Annotated in this window: 28 protein-coding genes and 1 pseudogene; 15 read left to right on the top strand and 14 right to left on the bottom strand. The window is 59.6% G+C overall.

All coding sequences use genetic code 11. The annotated features are described in order from the left end of the window. The 3 genes from NW827_RS08420 to NW827_RS08410 all read right to left on the bottom strand — a co-directional run. The coding region (locus NW827_RS08420; RefSeq protein ID WP_414503565.1) for a hypothetical protein at positions 1-1053 on the bottom strand (1053 nt) is incomplete at its 3' end. A gap of 209 nt (positions 1054-1262) precedes the next feature. Then, on the bottom strand, positions 1263-1610 hold the full coding sequence (locus NW827_RS08415) for a hypothetical protein (RefSeq protein WP_414404220.1): 348 nt from the start codon (positions 1608-1610) through the stop codon (positions 1263-1265). A gap of 13 nt (positions 1611-1623) precedes the next feature. After that, positions 1624-2331, bottom strand: a complete 708-nt coding sequence (locus tag NW827_RS08410; RefSeq protein WP_414404219.1) for a hypothetical protein — start codon at positions 2329-2331, stop codon at positions 1624-1626. 121 nt (positions 2332-2452) lie between these two features. Here NW827_RS08410 and NW827_RS08405 point away from each other — a divergent pair, with 121 nt between their 5' ends. After that, on the top strand, positions 2453-3907 hold the full coding sequence (locus NW827_RS08405; protein WP_414404218.1) for a BCD family MFS transporter: 1455 nt from the start codon (positions 2453-2455) through the stop codon (positions 3905-3907). Here NW827_RS08405 and NW827_RS08400 read toward each other — a convergent pair. Beyond that, positions 3904-4257, bottom strand: a complete 354-nt coding sequence (locus NW827_RS08400) for a DUF6464 family protein (RefSeq protein ID WP_414503564.1) — start codon at positions 4255-4257, stop codon at positions 3904-3906. The genes NW827_RS08405 and NW827_RS08400 overlap by 4 nt on opposite strands. A 139-nt stretch (positions 4258-4396) precedes the next feature. Here NW827_RS08400 and NW827_RS08395 point away from each other — a divergent pair, with 139 nt between their 5' ends. From NW827_RS08395 to NW827_RS08370, 6 genes are all read left to right on the top strand, one after another. Next, positions 4397-5695, top strand: a complete 1299-nt coding sequence (locus tag NW827_RS08395) for an FAD-dependent oxidoreductase (RefSeq protein ID WP_414503563.1) — start codon at positions 4397-4399, stop codon at positions 5693-5695. 96 nt (positions 5696-5791) lie between these two features. Further along, positions 5792-6472, top strand: a complete 681-nt coding sequence (locus NW827_RS08390) for a glycerophosphoryl diester phosphodiesterase membrane domain-containing protein (RefSeq protein ID WP_414503562.1) — start codon at positions 5792-5794, stop codon at positions 6470-6472. 110 nt (positions 6473-6582) lie between these two features. Further along, entirely contained in the window at positions 6583-6891 is a 309-nt protein-coding gene (locus NW827_RS08385; protein WP_414404215.1) for a hypothetical protein, read from the top strand. A 68-nt stretch (positions 6892-6959) separates the two neighbouring features. After that, positions 6960-7199: a preprotein translocase subunit SecG gene (gene secG, locus NW827_RS08380; protein WP_414362873.1), complete on the top strand. Its 240-nt coding sequence runs from the start codon at positions 6960-6962 to the stop codon at positions 7197-7199. A gap of 6 nt (positions 7200-7205) precedes the next feature. Then, positions 7206-7868, top strand: a complete 663-nt coding sequence (locus NW827_RS08375; RefSeq protein WP_414404214.1) for a YqiA/YcfP family alpha/beta fold hydrolase — start codon at positions 7206-7208, stop codon at positions 7866-7868. A gap of 3 nt (positions 7869-7871) precedes the next feature. Then, positions 7872-8552 (top strand): HAD family hydrolase, encoded by a 681-nt coding sequence (locus tag NW827_RS08370; protein ID WP_414404213.1) that lies wholly within the window; start codon positions 7872-7874, stop codon positions 8550-8552. Between the two features lie 142 nt (positions 8553-8694). On the opposite strand, the gene fabG is transcribed toward NW827_RS08370, so the two are convergent. Continuing rightward, a complete protein-coding gene (fabG, locus tag NW827_RS08365) occupies positions 8695-9438 on the bottom strand; it encodes a 3-oxoacyl-[acyl-carrier-protein] reductase (RefSeq protein WP_414362903.1) in 744 nt (247 codons plus the stop codon). A 216-nt stretch (positions 9439-9654) separates the two neighbouring features. Between fabG and NW827_RS08360 the strand changes: the two genes are divergently transcribed. After that, positions 9655-10140 carry a DUF3531 family protein gene (locus NW827_RS08360; RefSeq protein ID WP_414362878.1) on the top strand — a complete coding sequence of 162 codons (486 nt, stop codon included), beginning with the start codon at positions 9655-9657 and terminating at the stop codon, positions 10138-10140. Between the two features lie 2 nt (positions 10141-10142). On the opposite strand, the gene NW827_RS08355 is transcribed toward NW827_RS08360, so the two are convergent. Further along, positions 10143-11804 (bottom strand): sulfatase, encoded by a 1662-nt coding sequence (locus tag NW827_RS08355; protein WP_414503561.1) that lies wholly within the window; start codon positions 11802-11804, stop codon positions 10143-10145. Positions 11805-11881: 77 nt separating this feature from the next. Next, positions 11882-12850, bottom strand: coding sequence for an LPS export ABC transporter periplasmic protein LptC (lptC, locus tag NW827_RS08350; protein WP_414503560.1), 969 nt, complete (start codon positions 12848-12850; stop codon positions 11882-11884). Between the two features lie 87 nt (positions 12851-12937). Here lptC and NW827_RS08345 point away from each other — a divergent pair, with 87 nt between their 5' ends. From NW827_RS08345 to NW827_RS08335, 3 genes are read left to right on the top strand one after another with little or no spacing between them, the layout of a single operon-like run. Then, on the top strand, positions 12938-13810 hold the full coding sequence (locus NW827_RS08345; protein WP_414362882.1) for a branched-chain amino acid ABC transporter permease: 873 nt from the start codon (positions 12938-12940) through the stop codon (positions 13808-13810). Further along, a complete protein-coding gene (locus tag NW827_RS08340; protein ID WP_414404211.1) occupies positions 13810-14769 on the top strand; it encodes a branched-chain amino acid ABC transporter permease in 960 nt (319 codons plus the stop codon). The genes NW827_RS08345 and NW827_RS08340 overlap by 1 nt, the downstream gene beginning before the upstream one ends. Before the next feature lie 57 nt (positions 14770-14826). Beyond that, positions 14827-16977: an RNA degradosome polyphosphate kinase gene (locus NW827_RS08335; RefSeq protein ID WP_414404210.1), complete on the top strand. Its 2151-nt coding sequence runs from the start codon at positions 14827-14829 to the stop codon at positions 16975-16977. A 62-nt stretch (positions 16978-17039) separates the two neighbouring features. Here NW827_RS08335 and NW827_RS08330 read toward each other — a convergent pair whose 3' ends face one another. The 6 genes and pseudogenes from NW827_RS08330 to NW827_RS08305 all read right to left on the bottom strand — a co-directional run bounded on the left by NW827_RS08330 (position 17040) and on the right by NW827_RS08305 (position 21768). Continuing rightward, positions 17040-17588, bottom strand: a complete 549-nt coding sequence (locus NW827_RS08330) for a DoxX family protein (protein ID WP_414362887.1) — start codon at positions 17586-17588, stop codon at positions 17040-17042. Positions 17589-17932: 344 nt separating this feature from the next. After that, positions 17933-19156, bottom strand: a pseudogene (gene ribB, locus NW827_RS08325) (3,4-dihydroxy-2-butanone-4-phosphate synthase); the annotation flags it as partial. A 43-nt stretch (positions 19157-19199) separates the two neighbouring features. Then, positions 19200-20360, bottom strand: a complete 1161-nt coding sequence (moeB, locus tag NW827_RS08320; protein ID WP_414362905.1) for a molybdopterin-synthase adenylyltransferase MoeB — start codon at positions 20358-20360, stop codon at positions 19200-19202. A 2-nt stretch (positions 20361-20362) separates the two neighbouring features. Further along, positions 20363-20644 carry a MoaD/ThiS family protein gene (locus NW827_RS08315; RefSeq protein WP_414362888.1) on the bottom strand — a complete coding sequence of 94 codons (282 nt, stop codon included), beginning with the start codon at positions 20642-20644 and terminating at the stop codon, positions 20363-20365. Between the two features lie 174 nt (positions 20645-20818). Further along, on the bottom strand, positions 20819-21307 hold the full coding sequence (locus tag NW827_RS08310; RefSeq protein WP_414362889.1) for a M67 family metallopeptidase: 489 nt from the start codon (positions 21305-21307) through the stop codon (positions 20819-20821). A 173-nt stretch (positions 21308-21480) separates the two neighbouring features. Beyond that, on the bottom strand, positions 21481-21768 hold the full coding sequence (locus NW827_RS08305) for a DUF6464 family protein (RefSeq protein ID WP_414503566.1): 288 nt from the start codon (positions 21766-21768) through the stop codon (positions 21481-21483). A 321-nt stretch (positions 21769-22089) separates the two neighbouring features. Between NW827_RS08305 and hslO the strand changes: the two genes are divergently transcribed. Then, positions 22090-23028: an Hsp33 family molecular chaperone HslO gene (gene hslO, locus NW827_RS08300; protein ID WP_414404208.1), complete on the top strand. Its 939-nt coding sequence runs from the start codon at positions 22090-22092 to the stop codon at positions 23026-23028. A 257-nt stretch (positions 23029-23285) separates the two neighbouring features. Further along, positions 23286-24278: a glycosyltransferase family 2 protein gene (locus NW827_RS08295; RefSeq protein WP_414362893.1), complete on the top strand. Its 993-nt coding sequence runs from the start codon at positions 23286-23288 to the stop codon at positions 24276-24278. Here the strand turns inward: NW827_RS08295 and NW827_RS08290 are convergent. After that, positions 24271-25494, bottom strand: coding sequence for a YcjF family protein (locus NW827_RS08290; RefSeq protein WP_414404207.1), 1224 nt, complete (start codon positions 25492-25494; stop codon positions 24271-24273). The genes NW827_RS08295 and NW827_RS08290 overlap by 8 nt on opposite strands. A 220-nt stretch (positions 25495-25714) precedes the next feature. Between NW827_RS08290 and NW827_RS08285 the strand changes: the two genes are divergently transcribed. Together NW827_RS08285 and NW827_RS08280 are read left to right on the top strand one after the other, a co-directional pair. After that, positions 25715-26266 (top strand): Dps family protein, encoded by a 552-nt coding sequence (locus NW827_RS08285; protein ID WP_414362896.1) that lies wholly within the window; start codon positions 25715-25717, stop codon positions 26264-26266. Positions 26267-26405: 139 nt separating this feature from the next. Continuing rightward, positions 26406-26612 (top strand): Asr1405/Asl0597 family protein (locus NW827_RS08280; protein ID WP_414503559.1); only part of this gene is annotated, 207 nt, incomplete at its 3' end.

Genomic DNA, 26612 nt, shown 5'->3' with positions numbered 1-26612 from the left:
GCGCTCGCTGCGCTCCAACTGACGCCGGCGGCGGCGCTCCGCCATCAGCGGGTCTGTCCCGGCATAGGAAGGGATCCCACTGCTGCGAAACTGGGGCGGCTCATCCGGATCCAAGACCACCTTACCCCCAGCAGGTTGATGGAGGAGAGGGGGCATAGAGGGCCACAACTCGGCAGATCCCCACTCCACCTCCGGTTGCGCTGCCAAAGCAAGCAGATGGCGATTGAGAGGGTGCTCAGGGTGGGTGTCGAACAACAGCTGGAGTTGGGAGTGGCTGAACTGAAAATCCAGGCGAAACTGTTCCACCGAAAGGCTGCTCCGCCCCTTCTGCAGAGTCTCCTGGCCGAAGTAGAGCATCACCAAGAGAGGGTAGATGGGCAGGGGGCGATGGGGGGGGATGAGCATGGCCCACATCTGGTCCGTCCAGGGGGGAAGCAGGATCTCGGCCTGTTTGCCCTTGCCCACCACCTGCAGCATTTTGGGATGGCCGGGCTGCCAACCACAGGGGTGGTCGTCGAAGCCACAGGTCTGCCGCCCTTGATCCACACTTAAGGGGTAGCGCCCGTCATAGAGGCGAAAGGGACAGAGATCCCGGTCTGCTGCTAGAAAACGCTCGTCCTGCCACAAGTGGGCGGCCAGGGCATGGCAGCCAATGCCCTCCTGGCTGTTGCAGGCTTTGAGCCAGCGGCGTTCGGCCAGTTTCCCACCCACTTTGCTCGGCGCCAGAGGCCGGACAAGGCCATTTTCCCCTTGGTTAAACAGAGGCCACACCAGGGGCTCCCCCGTCTCTGGCAGGGTAGGCAAGAGAGGATGGGTTTTGGTGTAAAACGGGTCGCAAATGCGCTGAGCCACCTCCTCTAGGGGCAGGCCGTGGGAGGATCCCACTGGGGGCAGAAGGGATCCCGAGCCAGCCTGAGCGCGATGGTACTGGATAGCCAGAGCTACCTCCAACCCTATCGGACGCAGTTCCGGCGTCAACTGCCGGTAGCGCTGCAGCAGCCGCGAGGCTTGCACAAAAAGGTCGTAGCGCCGAACAGAAATTGCGTCAGCCATAGGGTTACTGGAAAAAATCCCCAAGGGTTGGGCAAAAGCCAGCTAGAACAGAAACCTCGCCTGTAGACAGGATTGAGGCTGAGTTTTGCTGAGATACAAATACCACCTGTGCCAAGCCCAGTAGCCGGAAGGCCCATTTCGCTTGGCACCAGGTCAGTTGTCAGTGTAGTAGAGAAACTCCGGCGCGGGAAGATAACTAGCAGTAAAGGCTAGCGTCGCAGCCACCAAGGAAAGGGAAAGGGACGCTCGGTTTCGGCGTCGCGGTCGTACTCGGTCGGGCGGCCTGTGTCTGGCTGGATCACCAAGCTGCCCACGTAGTCGGCCTCTCGATAGACGCGGTCAATCTGGCGGTGAATTTGGGCCATATCCTCGGCGGAGACCACGCCGTTGTCGGTGGCTTTGTAGAACTGGATGGTGACCCGAATGGGAAAGCGGGGATCCCGTTCGATGTTGAGGTTGTTGATCTCGGTGAAGGGGCCTTCCACCTCCCCGTGGCCGATGACGGCAGCTTCTAGATTGCTAGGGAAGCAGTCCCCTAGGCCTAGGGTCTCCGTCAAGTATCTGACCTGCTCAACTTTCCTTTGCTTTCAGCATTACCAGGTTCAGAGCTTCTTCGGGGACTTCCGCTGAGTCAGGATCCCTGGGGGTTGGCTCGGCAGCTTGCTGGGCTTGGAAATCGCTGAGGCGCTGCCCAGTAAGGCTGGCCCGTTCCCCGTTTTGGTTGAAGAAAAGGCGCTGGCCCCAGATCTCCCCCCATCCCTCCTCCGGGCGGTTCTCGATCACTGTAATGCTGGTGCCCTCGCGGGTGGCCAAGATCGCCAGCACGCCTGGGTTGCCCGGATAAGACTGATAGTTGAACAGCACCGGGTTGAATTGGGCGGATCCCCCGGCAGGGATGGGCAAAAAGGCGGCCTGGGCGCTCACCAGCACATGGCTATCCCGTGGGGCCAGCAGGGAGTTCCGGTTGCCGGCCCAAGAGCGGGGATTGTGCAAGTAGCGGCGCAGGTTCCCCAGCAGCTCCTGCAGCGACACCACGCGCACCAGCACCTTTAGGCGGTTGAGGGGCAGGTCGGCAGAGAGATCGGCAAAGTTGGGGTAGCGGATCACCGGCATCAGGCTCAGCTTGCGGCGACCCGTCAGGGGGTTGAGCTGCTGCACCTGGATGGTCATGTCGCTGATGTTGGGGCCGAGGGCGGATCCCTTATGCCGTCCCGTGTCCTCCCAGGTGAGCTCAACGATATCCAGCCCGTAGTGGGCTGCTAAGGATGCCCTGACCATAACCCGGTTACGGAGAGCCAGCACGGCAGTTTCGCTTTCGGCAATCCAATGCTTCTGCCGGGATCCCGGTTTGCGTGGGCTACGATAAAAGGCTGTAGCGCTCCTGCCGACTTTTTCGGATATGGCCAATATCCAACGGGATCCTGAAGTCAACTTGTCGGCTGCCTCGGCTCTTGCCCAAAACCCTCCACCGGCTGCCTCCCCCTTGCCTTTGTCCGTCATGTTTCGCCTAGGCCTATTTCAGATGGGCCTGGGGATGATGTCGCTGCTGACTCTGGGGGTGCTCAATCGAGTCATGATTGACCCGGAGCTCTTGGCCATCCCAGCCACAGTGGTAGGGGGATCCCTGGCCATGCACCAGTTGGTTTCCCCAGCCCGCGTCTGGTTTGGGCAGCTTTCCGATGCCAAGCCTTTGTTTGGGACGCACCGTAGCGGCTATGTGCGCTTGGGATCGGTGCTGTTTGCCCTGTGCATCTTCTTAGCGGTGCAGGTGGTGTGGGGGTTGGGGCAGAGCTTTGCCAGTAGCGGCTGGTCACTGGCTACCTACGGCTGGATTGCTCTGGCCGCTTTGATGTTTGCACTCTACGGGCTTTGTCTCAGCGCCTGCTCCACGCCTTTTGCAGCGCTGCTGGTGGATGTTTCCGATGAGCACAACCGCTCCCAGTTGGTGGGGATCGTCTGGTCGATGCTGATGGTGGGCATTGCCGGGGGGGCAATTGGCTCGGCAGTGCTGCTGCGCGGCCTAAATCCAGAGAATCTCCAGACGACGATCAACCGCCTTTTCATGGTTATTCCCGCCGTGGTGGTCCTGCTAGGGGTAATCGCCACCTGGGGGGTGGAAGAACGCTATTCCCGCTATGGATCCCGTTCCACCATGGCCGGGCGGGAGGACCAGATCACCCTAGGCACGGCCATTAAGGTGCTCACCGCCAGCCGCCAAACCCTGATCTTTTTTAGCTTTTTGGCCCTGATGACCATGGGCCTGTTCATCCAACAGCCGGTTCTGGAGCCCTATGGCGGCGAGGTGTTTGGCATGACCGTGGCCCAGAGCACCCAGCTCAACGCCTTCTGGAGCCTAGGCGTCTTGGTGGGGATTGTGGTGACTGGCTTTCTCATCGTTCCTAAGCTGGGCAAGCAGACAACTGCCCGCTTGGGCTGCCTGCTGGTGGCCCTTTCTTTTGGGCTGACCATTGCCGCAGGGTTTACAGGCAAGCCACAGCTGCTGCAGCTGTGTATGATCCTGTTTGGCTTAGCCTCTGGGATCACCACCAACGGGGCCATTAGCCTGATGTTGGACTTGACAGCGCCTGAGACCGCTGGCACTTTCATTGGGGCTTGGGGCCTGGCTCAGGCGATGTCGCAGGCACTCTCTACCCTCATCGGTGGGGCTTTGCTTGACCTGGGGCGGCTATTTTTCCCCACTTCCTCGGTCCTAGCCTATGCCACAGTCTTTGGAGTGGAGGCGGCGGTGATGTTGCTTGCAGTGTATTTGCTAGGACGGGTGAGCGTAGCGGAGTTCCGGGAGAAAACTAGCCGCACCCTAACCGAGGTGCTGGCGCTGGAGCTGGAAGGCTAACGCCGTTGGACCGGCTCGTAGTGGGGGCAGCCTTGGCAGGGCCCGCTGGGATTAACGGCGCAGCGCAGCAGCGGCGAATGGGCATTAAATCGACAGGAGGGATCTCCCAGAAGCTGGCCTATCTCGAGGGGTGAGCTCACTGGGCGAATGAGGGCGCGGATGCTGCACAGGTGGTATTTGCCCTGCCGCAATTGGTAGGAGTGGCGCTTTTCCAAAACCAGGTAGTGCTGCTCAGCAAGCTGAACGTAGGTACCTGGATGGGGACTGCTTTCCCAGGGGCATTCCTCCACCACCTCTCCCGAATCGGCATCGATCCACTGAATGGGCAAGGTTGGGTTGACAGAAGCCATAAGGTGCCACGACGGCCAGCCTGGAGAACAGCTTGGCAAGCCGGTTAGCTTGTACTACTAGCTCTACTCAGTGTAGAGGATTTTCTGGAGTGGGTGGACAACTGGGGTGAATACGTGACCAAGGAGGGATCCCGGCAGCATGGGCAGAGTGGTCATTATCGGGGCAGGGCTGGCCGGCTTAACCTGCGCCAAGGTGCTGAGCCAGGCGGGATGGAAGGATGTCCTAGTCCTGGAAAAAAGCGACGGCCCCGGCGGGCGGGTGCGCACCAACGAGGTGGAGGGCTTCCGTTTGGATCGCGGCTTTCAGGTGCTGTTTACGGCCTATCCCCAGGTGCGGCGGCATCTGGATCTGGGCAGACTTGCCCCCCGCCCCTACCGGCCGGGAGCCCTGCTGGCCCAACCCGGTCGCTGCTGGCTGTTGGGGGATCCCCTGCGGGATCCAGCCAGCATTGTCCCTTCCCTCTTCAACCCCTTGGCCAGCTTTGGCGACAAGCTCAAGGTGCTGCAGTTGCGGGCGCAGCTGGCACGGCGCACGCCGGAGCAGGTTTTCCAAGAAGGACTGGGGGGATCTGACTGCTCGGTGCGAGAGTTCCTGGAGGAGTACGGATTTTCCCAAAAGATCTGCCAGCACTTCTTCTACCCTTTTTTCCGCGGCATTCTCTTGGATCCCGATCTGGCTAGCAGCGCCCGCCTCTTTGCCTTTTACTTCAAGATGATGGCCGAGGGAGCCATCGTCACCCCGGCGCTGGGCATGGGAGAGATCGCCCGCCAACTGGCCAGTCACCTTGCTCCAGAGCAGATCCGCTACCAAACTCCGGTAGAGCGCATCCTAGTGGAAGAGGGAAAAGTGCGCGGGATCCGCACCGCCAAGGGCGAGGAGATCCCTGCTGAATGGGTGGTCTGTGCCACCGATGCCCCTCAAGCGCGGGCCTGGCAGGCCGAGCTCTGCCCTCAAGCTGCTGTGCCCATCCCCAGCCAGGGACGAGCAGTGACCTGCCTTTATTTCTGCGCCCCCTTTTCCCTGACCCGTGGCGCCTACTTGTACCTCAACGCCAGCGGCCAAGGCTGGATCAACCACTGGGTTCAGCTCACTCAGCTTAGCCCAGCACTGGCTCCTGCTGGCCAACACCTCTATTCGGTGACGGTGTTGGGGGATCCCCCTCTGGGCGACGAGGAGCTGGCCCAAGCCTGCCGGGCCGAGCTGCAGGCCTACTTTCCCAAAGCCCCCTTGGAACGATTGCGCCTGCTGCGGGTGTATCGGATCCCTTTTGCCCAGTTTGTCCAGCCAGCCGGTTTTCAGCAGCACCTGGTTCCCACCGGCAGTGGCCTGTCGGGCCTTCTCTGGGCTGGAGAATACACCCACCAGAGCAGCATCGAGGGATCCCTGCGGAGCGGCGAACAAGCGGCGGCTTGGATTTTACAAAAATCTTCTGTATAGCAAGACCCAGACTTTGACTTTCTTAATCCCCTTCTCAGCCCAAAAAGGGGGATGGTGTGGTATGTAGAGGGTGTCTACCCCAGGGATCCCTCTGCCATGCAAAGCGCTACTCTTAACCCGTTTTCCCTTCTGCAGCGCTCGTTTGAAGTTGTAGGCCCCATCTATGGGCTGCTGGTGATTCTGGCCTCTCCTGGCTTTATCATTCCGGTCGTCGCAGGGCTGATCCCCCGTTTTGGGGGGATCCTCAATTTGGCATACATCCTAATTGTTGCTCCCATCCTGGCTGGCGCAGCCTTTTGGCTGGTGGATCAGCACCTGAAGCGGCAAGCTCCCCTGCTGGGCAACAGCCTCGACCGGGCCCTTGCGAAGGCAGTGCCTCTGGTTTTCGGCAGCATCTTAGCAGAACTCCTCTCTTTCCTTGCCTCCCTCCTTTTGATCCTTCCTGGCATTTACGTGGGAGTCAGGCTGGTTTTTACCCCTTGTGCCATTGCCTTGGAAAATCGAGGAGCTACAGAAGGGCTGCGCTACAGTTGGAACCTTGTCAAGGGCCGCTGGTGGGGCGTGTTTTGGGCTCTTCTTGTGGTTTCAGGTTTGATTTTGGCTGTTGTCTTTTTTGTTGTTTTTGCAGGAGTCTTAGGTTCGATCCTCGGCTTTGATGGGACTGTGCTTGGGTTGGTGCTTTGGGTGGTCGGGGGGGTAGCAGTTACGCCACTTGCCTGGACCTATATCGTGCTCCTGTTCCGATCCCTGCAGCACTTGAAGGGTCAAGCGGCCTAGCTTCCGCATGCCAGCTCAAAGGGTGGACATTCAATCCGCCATTTAGCGGAGCCCATAGCAGAAGCTCTTGCTGAAAATAGACAAAGACTTCCCTCGAGAGCTTCTCTGCTATGAGTGAAGCTAGGACAACCGCCATCCAGCGGATTATCCAAGCAGCTATGGTGACTGGTCTGCTTACAGCTGCCCAGGAGCACGAGCTAAATGTGAGGCTATTTCAAGATGGGTGTTCTGAAGCGGATTTCTTCTTGCTGCGTCGCTTGCACGCCTGCTTGCGCCAGGGATCTATCCGTCAAGTGCCAGGCTTGCCCAACCCCGCAGCTAGAGGTGGCTTTGGCACCTCTCTACGTCTAGTGACAGACAGAGCCAAGAAGGCCCAGCCCCAACCTCTGAGGCTAGTGGGCAATCCTAGGGTTAGCTAGTAGCTGCGCTAGGGTCGGGATCCGGGCGATAATAACTCCAGCAATGTGCCCTAGGGGGATGCTCTGCAATGGAAGCTTTTTTCGAGTTCCTCTGGTCTGCTTCGGCGGTTTTGCTGGTGATCCTGGTGTTGTTGCATAGCCCCAAGGGAGATGGCCTGTCGAGTATTAGCGGGCAAGCCCAGTTATTTGCCAGCCCTAAGAGCGCTGAGCAAAACCTAAACCGCATCACCTGGACGGTGGCTACCCTTTTTCTCTCCGTCAGTGTGGTGTTGGGAGCGGGCTGGCTCTCCACAGGCGCAGGGCAATAGCGTAGCGTGGCAGTCATCTACTTGCATGGCTTCGGCTCTGGGCCGCAATCGGCTAAGGCTGCCTTTTTCCGCCAGCGGCTGCAGCAGCTAGGGATCCCTCTGCAGGTGCCAGATCTCAACCAGGGCAATTTTACCCAGCTCACTCTCTCTCGTCAGATCCAGCAAGTTTCTGAGCAGCTGGCTGCCATGGGGCATCCTCCCGTTACCCTGATTGGCTCTAGCCTAGGCGGTGTAGTGGCTGCCTGGGTGGCTGAGCAGCAGCCTTGCGTGGAACGGCTGGTGTTACTGGCGCCGGCTTTTGGCTTTTTGGAACATTGGCTGCCGCGACTAGGGGCTGGGGCCGCGGAAGCTTGGCAACGCAGCGGGCAAATGCTGGTTTTTCACTACGGAGAAGGGCGGCTGCTGCCCTTGGACTATAGCTTTGTTACTGACGCCCAGCGCTACCCTGACGCTGCTTTGCGCCGGCCTGTGCCCACTTTGATTGTGCACGGGATCCACGACGAAGTCATCCCCATTCGCTCCAGCCGCGACTACGTTGCCCATCGCCCCTGGGCGCAACTGGTAGCCGTGGAGAGTGACCACGCCCTCACCAATGTGTTGGAGACCCTCTGGGAGGTGGTTAGCCGCTTCTGTGGCTGGCAGCAGCCTTCCTTGGAGGCAGGGACCTAGGAGATGGCAGTGCGACCTCTTGCCGGCCTTTTCTTGGATATGGACGGGGTAATTGTGGATTCGGAGCCAATCCATGCCCGCGCTGGGGCTATTGCCCTGGAGCGCTGCCAACTGTTTCTGGATCTGGCCCCCGTCTCCCTGCAGTTTAAAGGGCGCACTGACCGCGACATGTTTGAGTATCTCGTGGAACACCTGACGGACACCCCGCCTGCGGAACGGCCCCTGCTGGTGGAACGCCTAATTACAGAGAAGGCCAAGGCCTTTAGCGAGCTGCTAGCAGAAGTGCCTTTGCTGCCAGGAGTGGTGGAGTTCTTGGAGCTCAGCCGCCGTTGCTTTTCGGCCCTTGCCCTCACTACCTCTGCTACCCGTCGGGATCAGGAGCAGATTTTCCAACGCTTTGACCTGGACCGCTGGTTTGACGCCGTGATTACTGCGGAAGATATCCAGCGAGCCAAGCCCGACCCCGAGCCTTATTTGAAAACAGCTGCCAAAGTGGGCTTGGATCCCAGCGTGTGTTTGGTGGTTGAAGACTCTGCCCACGGGATCCGCGCTGCCAAGGGGGCGGGCTGCCTTGCTGTTGGCCTCACCACTGCCTTTACCCCAGCGGAGCTGCGCCAGGCAGGAGCCGATGCCGTGGTGGACAGCTTTGCCGAGTTGGTAGAATTTCTGGGTCTGGAGAGGTAACTCTGCCCCGCTCGCCGGCAAGAGCAGGGAGGAAGAGGGAACCTGCCTAGCCCCACGGCAGAGGCAGCGCTGAGGGAGATTGCCTGCTAGGCCACCCACCTGACCCTGGGTGTCCCTGGGGCCTGGGAGGGCCGGAACAGCTTTAGCTCATCACCATGCCCCCGTCAATGGCAAAGACTTGCCCCGTGATGTAGGCCGCCGCTGGGTCAGCCGCCAAAAAGCGCACCAGCCCCGCTACTTCGGCTGGGGATCCCAGTCGTCCCAGGGGGATCTGGGCCAGAATGGGGCCGGGATCCAGCTTTTCTGTCATCTGGGTGGTGATAAAGCCAGGGGCAACGGCATTGACGGTGATGTTGCGGCTGGCCAGCTCGCGGGCTGCTGTCTTGGTTAGACCAATTACCCCTGCTTTAGCAGCGCTGTAGTTAGCCTGGCCAGCGTTGCCCACCAAGCCCACCACCGAGGTGATGTTGATGATGCGTCCCTGCCGCTGCTTGACCATGATCTTGGCGGCTGCCTTCAGGCAGAGGAAGACCCCCGTGAGGTTGAGATCCAGCACCGCCTGCCAGTCTTCCGGCTTTAGGCGCAGCAAGAGGGCATCGCGGGTGATACCGGCATTGTTTACCAGCACGTCCACCCGGCCCCAGCGCTCCATCACCTGTTCAAAGAGCTGCTCCACTTCTACGGCCTGGGAGACATCGGCGGCCACGGCCATTCCTTCCCCCCCCAGGGCGGCAATCTCCTGCACCAGCGCCTCGGCCTCGGCAGCGGAGTGGGCGTAGTTGACAACCACCTTAGCGCCAATGGCCCCCAAATGAAGGGCAATGGCCCGGCCAATGCCGCGGCTGGCTCCAGTAACTACGGCCACCTGGTTGTGGAGCGAGGGCAAGGGGAGAAGTTCAGACATAGGCGGCAGCTTCCTTGCAAGGGCGACAGCCGCAATAGTATAGGATGCTTTGGCTTCCTTGGGGATCTTGCCATCCCGGGCTAGGCAAAGGCAGGCCTTCCCAGGGGGGAAAGTTGCTCAGCCAAAAGGAGGCTGCCCCGCTTGGGGAAAGAGCCAGATTTTAGGATAGAGAGTTGGCTTGTATGAGAGAAACTATCCATGCAAGTGGAGTTTCGGGAGTGCGATCCAGGCAACCTCTGGATTTGGTTTGAGTTTGCCGAGCCCCCCGTGCCAGCGGAGCTGGAGTATCTTCGGGAAGTGTTGGAATCGTGGTACGTGCTGGGCAAGCTGGGAGGATTTAACGCCGAACGCCTGGTGGTCCAGGAGGCTGAGACGGATCTCAGCTATCTGGAGTATCCCAGTGACTTGGCTCCGGTGACCTCGCTAATGCACAACATGGGATCCCTTGAGGAGAAGGGCAAGTGGGCCCGCTGCTGGTTTGACCTAGGCACTGCCGATGCCATGGCGCTGGACGTGTTGATCAATGCCCTGCGCACCCTCAGCTTGGAATACATTGGTCTCACCCGCGTCATCATCGGTGGGCAAAACGAGGATTGGCCAGTGCCGGATCCCGAGGAAACTGATGTTTACGATCTCAGCAGCTACCTCCGGGATCACTGGGGGGAAAAAGGAGATCTAGAGTAGCCCTACTCCAGGTAGCCCAGTTCCTGCATCCGCCGCAGCAAGTCCGCATCGCTTTCCTTGTCCACTTTGCGGGGGGCCAAGCTGGGGCGGCGCGATTCAGCCCACTCCAGCCACCGCCTTAGCCCTTGTTGCAGGCGAACCAGCCAAGCTTGGGGAGAAAGGGATCCCACCTCCGGAGCCCCAGGCTCGGCCAAGAGCAGATCCCGCTGCTCCCCCGGATCCTGCTCTAGGTTGTAGAGGCTAGCGTCCTCCCCCGTTTGGATGAGCTTAATCACTCCCTCATAGAGAGCGCGGCGGGTGGCGTAACAGGCGCGGGCCTGCAAGAGGCTGTCGTTGCGGCTTGCCATGGCCCGGAGGAGAATCTGCGGTGGGAAAGCCTCGCTAAGCACCACTCCTTGCTCAGGATCCTCTCCCGCTAGAGTACGGCTGAGGCTAAGGCGGGCAATCTCGCGGCGGAGCCGGAGGCTAGCCCAAGGGGTGCCGTCAGCTAGGGAGAGGCTGGGGCGGAAGCCGGCAGCTTCCAAGAGGGTATGGAAGAGGCGGCGGGTGGAAACAGGGGTGGCCACCCGCTTTCCTGAGGGAAAGTAGCCGGGGTAGTGCAGGATCAGGGGCACGCGGATGAGCTCTTCGTAGACCACAAAGGCGTGGCCGACGAAATCGTGCTCCCCTAGGCCCTCGCCGTGGTCGGCAACGATGGCTAGCAGAGTGTTCTGCTCCAGGCCGGTTTGGCGCAGGGTGGCGAAGACAGATCCCAGCAGGTAATCCTGGTAGGCTACTTCGGCATCGTAGATGTCCCGCAGCACCCGCGCCTGCAGGGGAGAAAGCGGCTGCGGCAGGGGTGCCATCCAGCGGTAGGGCTCAGCGTTGTACTGGCGCAGGAAATCCCGCGCCTCCCGGTTGCTCTTGAAGTAGGGAGCGTATTTCTGCACAAAAGGCTCTGGCGGCCAGTAGGGCAGGTGGGTCTCCATGAGGTTGACAAAGCAAAAAAAGGGGGGCGCCCCCGCCGGCCGGCGGGCCATTTGCTGTAAGTAGCGATTGAGGTCGGCAATGGAGGCGGCAGTGTTGCCCTTGAAGTTCATCAGGCGGGTCCAGAGGGAGGCAAACCAGGGGTGCAGCGCCAACTGAAACAGGGTGTCGGAGCGAGCAAAGGCATTTTGCACGGGGTAGGAGAGGCGGCGCCAAAACTGGGTGTAGGCGGCCAGCCAGTGGTTGAGGGGAGCGGGCAGAGGGTTGCCCTCGGGGGGGCGGGTGGGTAGAGCCCCGCCGTAGTTGTAGAAGGTGTCAAAGCCGCGCCGCAGGCCGTTTTTCAGGATCCCCACTAGGGGGTTGTTGCAAAAGCCCACGGTGGTGTAGCCAACCCGCTTCAGCAGCTCCGCCAAGGTGGGTAGAGCAGGACTTAGCTCTAGGTCTGCCTGAACGATCTGGTGGGTGCTGGGGTACTCTCCTGTAAACAGGGAGGCGTGGGAGGGGATCGTCCACTGGGCAGGGGCAATGGCCCGCTCGAAGAGGGTGGATTCTGCAGCCAGCCGATCCAGGTTGGGGCTAGTGGGCACTTGGCGAGCCCGCTCTTCCTCCGACCAGTAGCAAGAGAGACGATCCGCCCGCTGGGTATCGAGGACAATCAGCAGGATGTTAGGACGCTCCCCCACAGGGATCTCTGCCATTTCTGGAAACCTCACCGCAACCCACCCCAGAGGGTTCTTCTATCTATCCTGACATGCTCCCGCCTGCCTTTTGGCCCTCAGGGCAGGGTGAGATGGGTTTGGCTGTTGCCTTGCATCCGGACAGTGCTGGTCTGCCAGTCCAGGAAGCCCCTGTCGCCACTCACGGTAAAAGCCTGGCCAGGCTGGCGGTAGCGCACCTTGCCCAGAGCTTGCAGTTGGGTGGAGCCGACGCGCCAACGGATCTCCTGGGCCTGGAGGAACCCCTCCCCGCTAGTGCGGGCAATTCTGGCTTTCCCATTGCCCCGCAGGCGCAACTCAGTTAGAGGCAGGGGAGCCCACAATTCCTCGCCGCTAAGGCGCACGCCTTGCTGGGGGGCATATACCTCTACGGCTCCCAGGGCCCGCACTTCCTTCCTGCCAAATTGCCACCAGAAACGGCTAGCAGCCAGCTCCAGCTTTGGATCCTGATATTCTGCCCGTACAGGTTGAGTGGGATCCCGGTTTTCCAACTGCATCTGCGCTTGGCCAAAGTCGATGCGCAAGCAATCCCCCCACAGGGATCCCTGGCCGTCCAGCAGCTCCACCTGCACCTGACCCTCAGCTTCGAGGAGGCGCTGTTCTGGCAGCCATTGCAGCCGCTCTGCCTGCAGGCGCAGGTTATCCCGCTCGGATTCCACCTCGACTTGTCCCCTCAATTCCAAGCGCCGTTGGCTGGGGTAGGCGGATCCCTGCTGGGCCCGGACGCGAATAGCGCGGTCATCTTCGTCAAAAAACTCTCCCTCGATAGCCTGCAAATGGGCGGATCCCAACTGCACGGGGGTGCCCTCGGGCGAGGGAGGCTCGTATTTGGCTAGGCGTGCCCGCAAGCGCCACAGCAAGCCACCGTCAGGCTGGGCCTGGGTGAGGGTGATGTCTTCGTAAATCAACTGGGGGGTGGAGATAGGCTGGCGCGGGGCCTCGGGATCCCTCTCCGGCCCGCCACAGGCAGCGCTCAGCAGGGCCAAAACCACTAGCCACCCTAGGATCTGGGAAGAGGGGGGCTGCATGGATCTCTCTTATGGGCTTTCTCCTACCCTAGCTCTACCCTGCCGCATCCCGCTGGCGGCAAACCCGTGGCATCATCAGGGCAAGGTATGGCAGGTACAGGTGTGGAGCAACTGTTGCAACTGTTCGTTTACGGCCTTGTCCTAGGCAGCATCTACGCCCTAGGGGCCATTGGGGTGTCGCTGACGTTTGGCATTTTGCGCTTTGCCAACTTTGCCCACGGGGATCTGATGACCTTGGGGGCCTATTTTGCCCTAACCTTTGTTGGCTGGGGCTGGCCTTTGGGGATCAGTTGGATCCCGGCCGCCTTGGCCACGGTGCTGTGCGCGGTGGGGATCGACCAATTGGTCTATCGCCGCCTACGCCGGGAGGCCCCCGTTATTTTGCTAATCTCCTCCTTTGGCACCGCCCTGATTTTGCGCAGTCTGGTGCAGATTCTCTGGGGACCCAACAACCAGGTGTATCGCCGGGGTATCCAAGTCCCCTGGGAGCTGGGTGGGCTGCGCATTAAGCCGGACTGGCTGGTGATTTTAGTGGGAACGGCGCTGCTGGTGGTGGCCCTGCACTTGTTTTTGCAGCACACGCGGGTGGGCAAGGCAATGCGGGCCATGGCCGACAATTTTGACTTGGCCAAGGTAACTGGCATCGATACGGAGCAGACTATTCTCTGGACCTGGGCCATCGGGGGGGCTTTGGCCTGTTTGGCAGGCATCTTTCTCGGCCTCGACACCCGGCTCCACCCCACGATGGGCTGGCGACTGTTATTGCCCGTTTTTGCCGCAGCCATCCTCGGCGGCATTGGTCGCCCCTACGGCGCCATTGCGGGAGGGTTAGTGATTGGCTTGGCGGAGGAGTTCTCTACCTTGGTCATTAGCCCCGCCTACAAGACAGGGGTGGCCTTCGCCATCCTGGTCCTGCTGCTGATCTTCCGGCCTACTGGGCTCTTGGGAGGGCGAGCCTGATGCTAAGCTATGCCATTTTCTTCTTGATCCTGGTCGGGATCTACGGCGTACTGGTGCTGGGCCTCAACATCCAGTGGGGCTACGCTGGCATGTTCAACATTGGCGTGGGGGCCTTTTTTGCCGTGGGGGCCTACGCCAGCGCTATTGTCACGACACCACCGACCCCTGAACACCTGGGGGGCTTCGCGCTCCCCTTTTGGGTGGGCTTTGCGGTAGCAGCGGTGGTGGCGGGAGCAATTGCTTTTTTGATTGGCTTGATTACCCTGAAGCTGCGCTCTGACTACCTGGCGATTGCCACCATTGGCATTGCCGAGATTATTGGCCAAATCTTGAAAAACGAGGGCTGGCTAACCAACGGCGTACGCGGTATTACCCGCATCCCCCGGCCCTTTCGCGGTTGGATCCCGGGGCAGGATACGCTGCTGTACCTAGGCTTGGTGCTCTTGGTGGTGGCAGGCGTCTACTGGTTAAGCGAACGGGCCTATCGCTCCCCTTGGGGACGGGTGCTGCGGGCTATCCGCGAGGACGAGCCAGCAGCCCTGGCTGCCGGCAAAGATGTCCTCCAGTTTCGCCTGCAGGCGTTTGTCCTGGGATCCATGCTCATGGGGTTGGCGGGGGCGCTCTATGCCCACTTTGTCAACTTCATCAGCCCGGAAGCCTTTCAGCCGGAGTTTGCTACCTTCATTGTCTGGGTGATGTTGATTGCCGGGGGCAGCGGCAACAACCGCGGCGCTCTGCTGGGGGCGCTGGCTATTTGGGGAGTGTGGTCGGCCAGTGAGCTGTTCACCAATCGCCTGCCGCCCCAGTGGGCTACGCGGGCCGGCCCCTTGCGCATTCTGCTCATCGGGATCCTGCTCCAGGTGATTCTTCTTACCCGCCCTCAGGGGCTGTTGCCAGAGCGCCCGCCCAAGCCTGTTTTGAACCCTTCTGCTTCCTCCAAGCAGAACCCAGCAGGATAGGATTGGGTCGGCTCCAGCCGTTGTTGACGCTTTGAGGCAACCCAGATCTCTGCCAGCATGACTCCGCGCTCCAAGGAAACGGACTCCTCCCTGTCGCCCCGCCACCCCGATGGGATAGGGTGCCCCCCAGCTGCGCCCATCAAAGAGGGCTATGCCCTGCCTGAGCATTACTTTAACCGCGAGCTCAGTTGGATTGAGTTCAACGCCCGGGTGTTACACGAGGCCCTGGACGAGCGCACCCCTCTCTTGGAGCGGCTGAAGTTTCTGGCTATCTTCGAGAGCAATCTGGACGAATTCTTTATGGTGCGGGTAGCGGTGATCCGCCGTCAGTTGGAAACAGGCGTGCTGCTACCAACCCCCGATGGCCTCACGCCCCAGCAGCAATTGCGCCAGATTTCTGAGCACCTGCGCCCCCTGCTTCACAAGCTGCACGAGTGCTTTCGACAAGAGTTAGTGCCCAAGCTGGCAGAGCAAGGCATTCACATCCGCAACTTCAGCGACCTGTCGGAGTCAGAGCGGCAGGAACTGCGGGAGTATTTTGATCGCCGCCTGTTTCCCGTGCTCACCCCCCTGGCGGTGGATCCAGGTCATCCTTTCCCCTATATCTCCAACCTCAGCCTTAACCTGGCGGTGGTGGTGCGGGATCCAGAAACGGGCAAGGAGCATTTTGCCCGCGTCAAAGTGCCCAACACCCTGCCCCGCTTTGTGCCCCTGCGGGATGGGGTAAGCTTTGTCCCCCTGGAGCAGGTGATTGCCCACCATCTGGAAGCGCTGTTTGTGGGCATGGAGGTGCTGGAGTACCATCCCTTCCGCATCACCCGCGACGCCGATCTGGAAATCCAAGAGGACGAGGCCGACGATCTGCTCGCGGCCATTCAGGAAGAGCTGCGCAAGCGCCGCTTTGGCTCGGTGGTGCGCATGGAGATTGCCAAGTCGATGCCCCCTGCCATTCGCCAGCGGCTGTGTGAGGAGCTCCATTTGGATGCTGACTTGGTGTACGAAGTGGATGGCCTTCTCAACCTGGGCGGGCTAATGGCGTTTCTTGACCTAGACCGGCCCGACTTGAAGGATCCGCCCTGGCGACCCGTCACGCCCCCTCGCTTACACACCACTTCGGTGAGGGAGGAGCCGGTGGATATTTTCGCGGTCATCCGGGAAGGGGATCTGCTGGTGCACCACCCCTACGAGTCTTTTACCGCCAGTGTCGGACGATTTTTGGAGGAAGCGGCCAACGATCCCCAAGTGCTCACCATCAAGCAAACCCTCTACCGCACTTCCGGTGACTCCTCGGTGGTGGGATCCCTCATCCAGGCTGCCGAAAACGGCAAGCAGGTAGCCGCTTTGGTGGAACTCAAAGCCCGTTTCGAGGAGGAAAACAACATCCTCTGGGCCAAGAAGCTGGAGAAAGCCGGGGTCCATGTGGCCTATGGCCTACCAGGGCTGAAGATCCACTGCAAGCTGGCCTTGGTGGTGCGGGAAGAGGAGGGAGCCCTGCGCCGCTACGTCCACATTGGCACCGGCAACTACAACCCCAAAACTGCGCGTATCTACACCGACCTAGGCCTATTTACCTGCGATGAGACTCTCTGCAACGATGTTACCGAGTTGTTTAATGTGCTAACCGGCTACTCGCGGCAGCGGCACTTCCGCAAGCTCCTGGTAGCTCCCCGCACTCTGCGCCAGGGAATGGAAGCCCTCATTCGCCGCGAAATGCAGCACGCTCAGGCGGGGGGCCAAGGGCGGATCATTGTCAAGATTAACTCCCTCACCGACCCGGAAATGATCCGGCTGCTCTACGAGGCTAGCCAGGCAGGGGTGGAGATCGATCTCATTGTGCGCGGCATGTGCTGCCTGAGGCCCGGGATCCAGGGTTTAAGCGAGCGCATCCGCGTCATCAGCATCATCGGGCGCTTTTTGGAGCACTCCCGCATTTTTTACTTCTACAACAATGGCCAGGAAGAATACTTCATTGGCAGCGCCGACTACATGACCCGCAACCTGGATCGCCGCGTCGAAGTGGTCGCCCCCGTGGAGGATCCGGTGTTGAAGCAGGAGCTAAAGGTAATCTTGGACATCTGCCTAAGGGACAACCGGCAGGCGTGGGAGCTGCGTCCCGATGGCACCTATGTGCAGCGACAGCCCAAGCCAGGCGAGCCTGTGCGCGCTACCCATCAATGCCTGATGGAGCGGGCTGCCCGTCGCGCTTAGCTGCAGCGCTCTGTGCCGAGCCCTGGCCTCTCTCCCAAAGGAGGGGCAAGTTCCAGGGCAGCTCAGGAGCGAGGCGGCTGAGCGGCTTCGCTCTCCGCTTGTAAGGAAGACTGCAAGCTCTCCAGCTTCTCTCGGCTGCTGCGGTTTAGCCACGCTTCAATTGCCTTCACCAAAAGCTGATCCCCTGAAAACCAGCCGCCGCCATTTACCGCAAAGGCCAAGAAGATGGCTGCATAAATGGCCGATAGCTCCAGGTAGGGAATGCTGAAGCCGGCTACTTTGATGTGGTGAAACATGGCCACCGCCATTGTGGCCACCAAGCTCAAGGCAGCAGGCCGCGTGAACAAGCCCAAGGCCACCAGAGGGGCTGCAATTAGCTCAGTGTAGGCGGCTACATAGGAGAAAAAGATTGGGAAGGGCAAACCAATGACTTCTACGTAAGCTGTTGCAAATCCTTCGATGTCCGCCAGCTTGTCAAGGCCGTTGTGGATCATGAATAGCCCTGCCACCACCCGCAGGACCGTCCAGCCCAACTGGGACCACCGCTGGGCAACGCTGTCCTGACGTAGGAGGGAAGCTAGCAGCAGGGGAAGCCGCTGGAGAAGTGTCATAGAGGAAACCTGCTCTGGGAGGGTTCGTTAATCATTGTAACGATTCTGAATTGTCTGTAACAAGAGGAGGCCTTTACAGGGGCGGCCCTCTGGCTAGGAGCGGGGATCCCTCCCCCCCTCTAGAGCAGTTCTCGGGTAGGTGCCAGCGGGATCTTTCTGGCAGCTGCAGGCGAGCCCTTTTGAAAAGCTCCCTCACCGCAGCTCCCTGCGGCTGCAGGATACCTCAGGGGCCAGGTTGAGGCCAAAGTAGCTGCTGCCGGAAGCTCCTCCGCTCAGGGCTTCTCAAGCGCTTTTGACTTCGGGAGCGGCCTCTGTTCTGGAATGCTCTACCGTCCTAGACGGGAGTGGAGCTGCGGCTCAGATTTTTCAGTAAGCGAACAGGACGGCTCCAGGTGCAAATTGAGATCCGACTCTTCTAGCAGCAGGGGCACTCGTTCAGCTACCTCTAGGCCAAACCCTTTCAAGCCACTGATGTGGCGGGAGGTGTTGCTGATGAGACGCATCTTCCGCACCCCCACATCCCGCAGAATCTGGGCGCCGATGCCGTAATCGCGCAGATCCATCGCTGCTGGCGGCGCAGTTTCGGCTAGCCCTAGATCTTGACGGGCATACAACTGAATTTGCTCGATGAGGCTAAGCTCTGGTCGGCGCAGGTACACCAGCACTCCCTTGCCCTGGTGGTTAATCATTTTCAGGGCAGCAGTTAGTTGACGACGACAATCGCAGCGCAGGGATCCCAGCGCATCCCCCAGGGGGCACTCTGCCTGCACGCGCACCAGAACGGGCTCAGCGGCAAATTGGGCTGGATCCCCTTTCACCAACGCCAGGTGTTCTACCTGGTTGAGGGTGTCGCGGTAGCCGTAGACTTGAAACTGGCCGAACTCCGTGGGCAGGGTGGCGGTAGCCCCCCGCTGGACCAACCGCTCCGTGCGCAGGCGGTACTCAATGAGATGGGCAATGGTGATGATTTTGAGACGGTGCTTGCGGGCAAACTCAACCAACTGGGGCAAGCGAGCCATGGAGCCATCGGGGTTTTGGATCTCGCAGAGCACTCCCGCTGGGTAAAGCCCTGCCAACAGGGCCAAATCCACGGCTGCCTCGGTGTGCCCAGCTCGCTTGAGCACCCCACCCTCCCGCGCCCGCAACGGAAAGACATGCCCCGGTCGGCGCAGGTCTTCCGGTCGCGTACGGGGATGGATGGCTGCCTGGATGGTCCGAGCGCGATCGGCAGCGGAGATGCCCGTAGAAACCCCTAACTCTGGCCCAGCATCGATGCTGACCGTAAAGGCAGTCTGCTGACTGTCGGTGCTTTGCCCCACCATCAGCGGGATCTTCAGCTCGTCAAGGCGGGATCCCTGCATGGCCAGGCAAATGAGGCCCCGCCCATGGGTGGCCATGAAGTTGATGACCTCTGGCGTGGCAAACTGAGCCGCACAGATGAGATCCCCTTCGTTTTCCCGATTTTCGTCATCGACCACGATGACCATGCGGCCCCCTCTAAGGTCTTCCAGGGCCTCGGGAATGGAGTGGAAGAGGGTCTCTGTCTCTGCTGGTAGAGTGGTGCTCATGGAAGAAGCTACCCCAGGCCGACGCCTTCAGGACTTCTAGGACCTAGTACTTTGGAATAGAGGGATCGTAGGCTGCAGCCCAGGCGAGGATACCACCGCGCAGGTTTTTCCCCTCGATCCCGGCCGCCTTGAGGATCTTCAAGGCTTTGGCCGAGCGCGCCCCGCTCTTACAGTGGACAATGAGCTCTGAGCCGTTCAGGAGCCGACGCACCTGCTCCACCCCATCGCCGTTTTCAATCTGGGGCAAAGGGATCAGGTGGGCGCCTGGAATCCGGCCAATCTCCCACTCGCTGGGATTGCGCACATCTACCAGCACAAAATCCTTACCGGCGTCCATCCAGGCTTTCAGCTCGTCCACCGTAATCTCGGGGATCTCCGTCTGTTCTGCAGCCCGCGCCTGCGGGATGCCGCAGAACTGCTCGTAGTCTATAAGCTGGGTGATGGGCGGGGTGGCAGGATTCTTGCGCAGCTTTAGCTCGCGGAAGGTCATCTTGAGGGCATCGTAAAGAAGGAGCCGCCCACTGAGCGTTGTGCCGATACCCAGCAGGATTTTCACAGTCTCAGTGGCCTGGATGAGGCCAATGATGCCAGGTAGGATCCCCAACACTCCCCCTTCCGCACAGGAGGGCACCAAACCTGGTGGGGGGGGTTCGGGGTAGAGGTCGCGGTAGTTGGGACCGCCCTCATAATTGAAAACGGTTGCCTGCCCCTCGAAACGGAAGATAGAGCCGTAGACGTTGGGCTTGCCCGTCAAAACGCAAGCGTCGTTAACCAGGTAGCGGGTGGGAAAGTTATCGGTGCCGTCGACAATCACGTCGTATTCAGCAAACAGCTCTAGGGCATTGTCAGCCTTCAGGGCGGTGTTGTAAACGTCCACCTGGCAGTAGGGGTTGATCTCCAGGATACGGTTTTTGGCCGATTCCACCTTGGGCTTGCCCACCCAGGAGGTGCCATGGATCACCTGCCGCTGCAGGTTGGACACATCCACGACATCAAAGTCAACAATGCCAATCCGCCCCACGCCGGCTGCAGCCAAGTAGAGCAACAGGGGCGAGCCAAGACCCCCTGTGCCAATGCACAACACCTTGCCCGCCTTTAGCCGCTTCTGTCCTTCTAGGCCCACCTCCGGCAGGATCAGATGGCGGGAAAACCGCTCCATCTCCTCGCGGGAGAGAGTGACTTGGCTAGTGTCTAGGTTCAACATAGTCACAACCCTCCAGCAATGGCAGGAACGATGCTAATGACAGCCTTTTCGCCTACAGGAGTGTCTTCGCCCTGGGCTAAGTTGCGCACATCCTCGTCATTGAGGTAGATGTTGACGAAGTTACGCAACTTGCCGTCCTCCGTGTAGAGGTGGCGCTTGAGCTCGCCGTAGCGGGTAATTAGGTTGCGCATCACTTCGCCAACACTGCTGCCTTCGACTTCAACCGCTTCCAGGTTATCGGTGTAAGGCCGTAAGGGGGCAGGGATCAAGATCTTGGTTGCCATAGGAGTTTGGGGAAGGACTCTAGCAATCTCGAGTTAACTCTTGAGGCTTTGGGCCCAGCAGGCCAACCTGGTAGTCACCTCACCTCTCCAGTCCAGACTAGCGCCTTTTCCGACCCTCGCCCCCACGCACCCATTAGTCAAGATTCCGCTGGGGAGGGCTGCCAACGGCTGGCTCTAGCTGGCCAAGGCCCAAGCCAAGGCAGGGGGTGCCTCTGCCCAAACCTGGATTGGCTCCTGCTGAGGTTGTTCCTGCTCATCCAAAACCCAGCTTGCCACCTCCCCTGCCTTGCCGTTGTGCACGCTTACAATTACGCAGGAAAAGCCCCAAGGAAAAGCGTGCTGTCGGTCAAACTCGGAGGGGATGGCAGGGTGATTGGGATGGGAGTGGTAGGTGCCCAGGATCCCTAGGCCCTTGGCCAGAGCATGGTCGCTGGCTCGCTTGAAGTCAGCTGGCTCAATTAGGAAACGGCGGCGGCTGGATTCCCCATCCGCCAAGGGGTTTTCGGCCCGCTGCCAGCTGTTGGCCACTGGCCAAAGCTCGTAGACGACCTTGTCGGATCCGTTGAGCTTGCCAATTAAAATGCCACAGCCCTCGTCGGGGAAGGCTTGTTCGCCGTGCTGGCGGATGGCGCGAAGGTGCTCTGTCGAAAGGTGGAGGGCCATGAATCTCGCCTTTGCCGATGGAATTATCGTCCTTTTATTGTGACACAGAAAAGAGGCTTGGGAGCCTTGCAGAACCCCGAGCTGCGGTTTCGAGAAGAGAGTGACACCCTCCTAGCGCCAGCCCTAAGGAGGGGGCCGCGCCTTGCGGCAAAGCCTTGACTTGGCTCCTACAACTACTCCGGCCTGCCGTGGCGGGCAGCTGGCGCTGGAGGGATAAGAGGTAAGTAGTGGGGGCAGCCCTGGCAAGGCCCCTGGGGGTTGACAGCGCAGCGCAACCAGGCTGAGCGGGCGTTAAAAACACAGGAGGGATCCCCTAGCGGTTGGCCGAATTCTCCGGCCCGCTGGCGGCGCAGCAGTACTACTTGCCGGCGCCAGTCCCGCAAAAATCGGCTGTAAGCGCGTTCTTGCCAGCGGCGCTTGGCCGCATGGTGCAAGAGATGGGCAGTGAGGTTAGCCAACATGAAGCAGTCACCCAAAAAGAAGGCCAAGAGGCGTGGGGTCGTGGTGGATTGGCTTGGATCCTCCAAGATGGCACACCCCACAAGGAGAGGGGAAAATTGCAAACTCTCTTTGCCGTAGCTGCAAGGCTGCCTGGCCAACTGGAGGGGCTAGGAGCTGCTGAAGGGGTGCCAGCCGCTGGCTAGTAGGCAGGGGGATAAGCCGCCTATGATGGGGGTATAGAACAAGCTGGCTCCGACTTCTAGGAAGTTGCAGCGAGGCTCTCTAGTCAGCCGCCAGGGGATCCCGGCAAGCTGGCCCCTTAGAGGAGTATCGAGGTTGCAATGAAAGGTGCCTCTGGATCAGCGCAAGGGCAAAGTTCTCCCCCCTCTCCTTCGGATTACCTGATCCGAGGTACGGCGGCAGAAGGCAAAATTCGTGTGGTGAGTGTTGTTTCCACCCAGGCAGTCCGGGAAGCGAGGGAGCGGCACAAGCTCTCCTACGTAGCCACGGTGGCCTTGGGGCGAGCCATGAGTGCAGCCCTGCTGCTAGCGGCTGACCTGAAGGAACCCCAAGCCCGGGTTAGCTTGCAGATCAGGGGCGATGGCCCCCTTGGTGGCATTCACGTTGATGCCGGCGTGGACGGTACAGTACGCGGCTACGTGAGCAATCCGGCCATTGAGCTTCCCCTCACCCCTGAAAGCAAGTTGGACGTGGGCCAGGCGGTTGGGCGCTACGGCTATTTGCACATCGTGCGGGACTTAGGCTACGGCCAGCCCTATACCAGCACCGTGGAGCTGGTTTCGGGAGAGGTGGGAGATGATGTTAGCTACTACCTCACTTCCTCTGAGCAGATCCCCTCGGCAGTCCTGCTTGGGGTAAACCTTGATTCCCAACGGGTGCGCGCTGCCGCGGGAGTACTGGTGCAGCTTCTGCCAGGGGCACCAGCCAGCTTGATCTCGGAGGTGGAGGCGCGTTTAACCCAGGTGGGAGAATTTAGCCCCCGGCTGGCCCGCGGTGAGGGGTTGCGGGAGTTGTTGGAAATTTGGCTAGGCGACTTAGATCTAACGCTAGTGCCGGAGAGGCTTCCTGTCCGCTTCCATTGCCCGTGCAATTCCGAGCGAGTGAAGGGGGCGCTGCGCCTGCTAGGACGGGATGAGCTTATGGATATGATCCAAACCGACAAGGGAGCGGAGGTAGTTTGCCAATTCTGCAACAAGGTCTACTACTTTTCGGAAGACGAGCTGCGCTCCCTTGTGGCCGAGGTGTCGGCAAGCCAGTAAGGGCAGGGGTTTGATCCTCAGCTTGCCCGGCAAGCTTGGTTGGACAAGCTTTCATCCCTGTCCTAAGTTATGTCCTAAATTAGACTTATCCAGCTGGTGGCAAGATTAAGCTTTAGGGGGAGTTACGCCTATGAAGATTCCTCTACCACAGTTGGATCAAGAGCCCCCCTGGAGAGGAGTCCGAAGACAAAGCGGCAACAGGGGTTTAAAGTCCACCTGCGATAGTTGCCAGAAAAGGGATCCCTACCTTTTGCCCCATGTCCCCCGTTACTCCTGAGCTCTCGGTTGTCATCCCCTGCAAAAATGAGGCAGACAACCTGGAGCATCTGTTCGAGCGCCTGCGACTTACCTTGGATCCTCTAGGGATCCCCTACGAGATTATCTGTGTTAACGACGGCAGCCAGGACGACACGCTGGAAAAGCTCATTGCCTTCCATCGCCAGGATCCCCGCATCAAGGTGGTCAACCTTTCCCGCTGTTTTGGCAAGGAGATTGCCCTCACAGCGGGTCTGGATTATGCCTCCGGCAGAGCCGTTGTTCCCATCGATGCCGACCTGCAAGACCCACCAGAGCTGATCCCGGAGATGCTGCAGCTGTGGCGGCAGGGGTACCAGGTGGTGTACGCTGTGCGCCGTAGCCGCCGAGGGGAAAGCTGGCTAAAACGCCTGACAGCCAACGGGTTTTACTGGGTGATTGACCAGCTCAGCCAGGTGCCGATCCCGCGCAATACGGGGGATTTTCGGCTATTGGATCGTCAGGTGGTAGACGCCATTAAGCAACTGCGGGAGCGCACCCGCTTTATGAAAGGGATCTTCGCCTGGGTGGGCTACCGGCAGACGGCCATTTTTTACGACCGCGCCCCCCGCTTTCGCGGCAAAACCCAGTGGAACTACTGGCGGCTGTGGAACCTGGCCATAGAAGGCATTACCTCTTTTAGCTCTTGGCCGCTGCGGGTGTGGAGCTATCTGGGCTTGGCGATCTCGCTGGCGGCTCTGCTCTATGGCCTTTTCCTCGTCATTCGTACTTTGCTGTTTGGCTCCGATGTGCCCGGCTACGCCTCTTTGGCGGTAATGATCTTATTTTTAGGTGGGATCCAGTTGATTAGCCTGGGCGTGATTGGAGAGTATCTGGGCCGCATTTTTGAAGAAGTGAAAGGCCGCCCCTTGTACCTAGTCAATGGCTCCTTTGGGTTCGAGGCCCTGCAGCCTTCCCCTGCTCCAGAATCAGATCCAATGTCCACTCCTATTTGAGGGTTTTGCGTCCCGAAGCGGCATATTCTCGGTACTCGCGCACAAAGATCTCTTGCATCTGGGCTTGGGAAAGCTGGATCCCTTGGATTTCGGCGCGGGCAATAGCCTTCATGAGCTCAATATAGGCCAGGCCCAGGGAAAGGGTTAGGGTAGCCGCTGTGGTGGACTGGATAAGGCCGCCCACAAGGGATCCCGCGCCAGGAATCATCTTCAGCAAGTTCGAGACAATGGTCCGACCGGTCACCACTGCACCTCCAATCCCTGCCAAAGCCGCCATCAAAGAGTAGTAAAAAGAAGGGGAGGCTTTATAGCCGAAGATAAAGCTGATATTGGCAATCATGCCCACTTGTGCTGCTGCCAGTAGAGGGGCATCGGCAAAAGGAAGGGGTGCGGCGCCGATGAACGCTGCGCTGGCCACATAGCCCGATACATACTTAAAGGCAGCATCGGCCTTGAGATCCACCCGCAGCAACTGCTGCCGGATAAAGGCAAGACGTGCAGCCTCGGGCAGCAGCTCCGAGGTACAGCCAATCAGGTGCTCCAGTCCGTGGGCGGGGATGGTGAGGTGCCGGTTAATAACTTTTTCACGGGCCAGGAGAGGAACGATGTAGCGAACAGGCAGGTTCTGGTGCTGCAAATACTGGAAAAACTCGCTCTCTTCGGGATTGGGGTATTCCAGGCATTGGGTCAAGACTAAGATGACCGGTACATCTTTGAGTTCTAACTCTCTCAGCCACTCACGCTCGGTTTCCTCCAGCCGCTTCAGTTCGTGGTGGATGCAATACCAGACAATGTGGATGTGATGTTCGGGATCCTTGAGGCGCAGCTCGTCAATGAGCTGGGACACCTCGAGCCGAACCTGGATATTCTGGTCTCCCGCCAACTCCAGACCAGGTGTATCGTAGATGGTAATTGGGCAACCCTGCTTCGAGTATTTGCGAATGTGGCGGGTAACAGGGCTGCCGATCCCAGTACGGGCCAGCTCATCTTTAAACACCGCATTGACCAAGGTACTTTTGCCCACCCCGCTTTTGCCAATCACCAGGACATTGCAGTGGCCCATTTCTGCCTCTGCTTCCAGCAGGCTCTCTTTGAACAGCTGGCTGGCCCAATCCCAGGATTCCTGCCGCTTCGCTGCGGCCCGCCCAATTGCCCGCTGGGTTAAGTGAATGAGCTTTTCTACCCAAGAGTGGCTTTCCGGCCCTGCTGCAGACATGTTCTGTCCCTTCGCTAGGGAGTTATTGAGCTGACACCCCCTCCCAGTGTAGATCCTGGGGGAGACGGCAGCGGTCTAGGAACTAACACTTTATTGAGAGCTATTCACAAGAAATATGAGGCTGGACTATGCTGGGACAAAGAGGGTGCCAAGAGCTCCCGGATCTGCCCAGTCGAGCGAGTAGACTGAGGGACTAGCTCTTTTATTTTGGAGAAGCTCTATGTCTGAAACCTCAACTTTGCGCCAGGCCTTCAACAGCGTACGTGACAACCCCATCCTGCTTGGCCCCGAAGTGACCCAGCCAATCTGTGAAGGGATGAACACTCTCCTGGCCAGCTTTCAGGGGCTGTGCCTGCAGTACCAAAAGCATCACTTCGTGGTGGAGGGCACTGAGTTCTACCCGCTACACCAACTGTTCAAGGATCACTACGAGCAGACGAGGGAGCATGTCCACGACCTAGGAGAGCGCCTGCAAGGGCTAGGGGGTGTACCTGTGGCCACCTTCGCCACCTTGGCCCGCCTCTGCTGCTTTACCCCTGAGCCGGATGGCGCTTTCGCGGCGCGGCAAATGCTGCAAAATGACCTGGCGGCAGAGCAGGCCATCATTGATGTGCTGCGGCGCCAAGCCGCCCAAGCGGAAAGCCTAGGGGATCGCGCCACCCGCTACCTCTACGAGCAGATTCTGCTCAAGACAGAGGACCGCGCCTTCCACCTCAACCACTTCCTAGCCAACGACAGCCTAGTGTTTGGCTTAATGGACGGCAGAGCCTAGTCAGGATCTGGGGCAGGTTCGCCGGCCAGGTGACTTGTCCTTAGGCCTGAGGGCTTATTTTTGTAAGCATTTGTTGAAAATTTATATCATTACTGCTCGATTGGGTTTAGATTGATTTGCCGAGGTTTTGCTCCTGGCCATGAGCCCTGTATCTTTTGAGGGCGGCTATTGTTTGCAGATCCCCTTAGGGGAACGCTGGCGCATTGGGCGGCGGCTGGTGGAGTTGGGGATCCCGGCGGTTTGTACGAAAGAGGGCCATTTGCAGGTGCAGGTGGACACGCCTCTGGCCCTATTGCAGGTGCGCAGTGTTATCCGGCAGCATATGGCGCGGCGGCAAGAGTTGCTG

Source organism: Synechococcus sp. H70.1 (assembly GCF_047502705.1).
In the GTDB taxonomy this organism is placed as follows: domain Bacteria; phylum Cyanobacteriota; class Cyanobacteriia; order Thermostichales; family Thermostichaceae; genus Thermostichus.
This window is presented reverse-complemented; position numbering and strand designations above follow the sequence as displayed.

Excerpts from the sequence above, each read along its gene's own strand:
- NW827_RS08410 (WP_414404219.1), bottom strand. The coding sequence starts at position 2,331 with ATGGTCAGGGCATCCTTAGCAGCCCACTACGGGCTGGATATCGTTGAG.
- NW827_RS08405 (WP_414404218.1), top strand. The coding sequence starts at position 2,453 with ATGGCCAATATCCAACGGGATCCTGAAGTCAACTTGTCGGCTGCCTCG.
- NW827_RS08400 (WP_414503564.1), bottom strand. The coding sequence starts at position 4,257 with ATGGCTTCTGTCAACCCAACCTTGCCCATTCAGTGGATCGATGCCGAT.
- NW827_RS08395 (WP_414503563.1), top strand. The coding sequence starts at position 4,397 with ATGGGCAGAGTGGTCATTATCGGGGCAGGGCTGGCCGGCTTAACCTGC.
- NW827_RS08390 (WP_414503562.1), top strand. The coding sequence starts at position 5,792 with ATGCAAAGCGCTACTCTTAACCCGTTTTCCCTTCTGCAGCGCTCGTTT.
- NW827_RS08385 (WP_414404215.1), top strand. The coding sequence starts at position 6,583 with ATGAGTGAAGCTAGGACAACCGCCATCCAGCGGATTATCCAAGCAGCT.
- secG (WP_414362873.1), top strand. The coding sequence starts at position 6,960 with ATGGAAGCTTTTTTCGAGTTCCTCTGGTCTGCTTCGGCGGTTTTGCTG.
- NW827_RS08370 (WP_414404213.1), top strand. The coding sequence starts at position 7,872 with ATGGCAGTGCGACCTCTTGCCGGCCTTTTCTTGGATATGGACGGGGTA.
- NW827_RS08360 (WP_414362878.1), top strand. The coding sequence starts at position 9,655 with ATGCAAGTGGAGTTTCGGGAGTGCGATCCAGGCAACCTCTGGATTTGG.
- NW827_RS08355 (WP_414503561.1), bottom strand. The coding sequence starts at position 11,804 with ATGGCAGAGATCCCTGTGGGGGAGCGTCCTAACATCCTGCTGATTGTC.
- lptC (WP_414503560.1), bottom strand. The coding sequence starts at position 12,850 with ATGCAGCCCCCCTCTTCCCAGATCCTAGGGTGGCTAGTGGTTTTGGCC.
- NW827_RS08345 (WP_414362882.1), top strand. The coding sequence starts at position 12,938 with ATGGCAGGTACAGGTGTGGAGCAACTGTTGCAACTGTTCGTTTACGGC.
- NW827_RS08340 (WP_414404211.1), top strand. The coding sequence starts at position 13,810 with ATGCTAAGCTATGCCATTTTCTTCTTGATCCTGGTCGGGATCTACGGC.
- NW827_RS08335 (WP_414404210.1), top strand. The coding sequence starts at position 14,827 with ATGACTCCGCGCTCCAAGGAAACGGACTCCTCCCTGTCGCCCCGCCAC.
- NW827_RS08330 (WP_414362887.1), bottom strand. The coding sequence starts at position 17,588 with ATGACACTTCTCCAGCGGCTTCCCCTGCTGCTAGCTTCCCTCCTACGT.
- moeB (WP_414362905.1), bottom strand. The coding sequence starts at position 20,360 with ATGTTGAACCTAGACACTAGCCAAGTCACTCTCTCCCGCGAGGAGATG.
- NW827_RS08315 (WP_414362888.1), bottom strand. The coding sequence starts at position 20,644 with ATGGCAACCAAGATCTTGATCCCTGCCCCCTTACGGCCTTACACCGAT.
- NW827_RS08310 (WP_414362889.1), bottom strand. The coding sequence starts at position 21,307 with ATGGCCCTCCACCTTTCGACAGAGCACCTTCGCGCCATCCGCCAGCAC.
- NW827_RS08305 (WP_414503566.1), bottom strand. The coding sequence starts at position 21,768 with ATGTTGGCTAACCTCACTGCCCATCTCTTGCACCATGCGGCCAAGCGC.
- hslO (WP_414404208.1), top strand. The coding sequence starts at position 22,090 with ATGAAAGGTGCCTCTGGATCAGCGCAAGGGCAAAGTTCTCCCCCCTCT.
- NW827_RS08295 (WP_414362893.1), top strand. The coding sequence starts at position 23,286 with ATGTCCCCCGTTACTCCTGAGCTCTCGGTTGTCATCCCCTGCAAAAAT.
- NW827_RS08290 (WP_414404207.1), bottom strand. The coding sequence starts at position 25,494 with ATGTCTGCAGCAGGGCCGGAAAGCCACTCTTGGGTAGAAAAGCTCATT.
- NW827_RS08285 (WP_414362896.1), top strand. The coding sequence starts at position 25,715 with ATGTCTGAAACCTCAACTTTGCGCCAGGCCTTCAACAGCGTACGTGAC.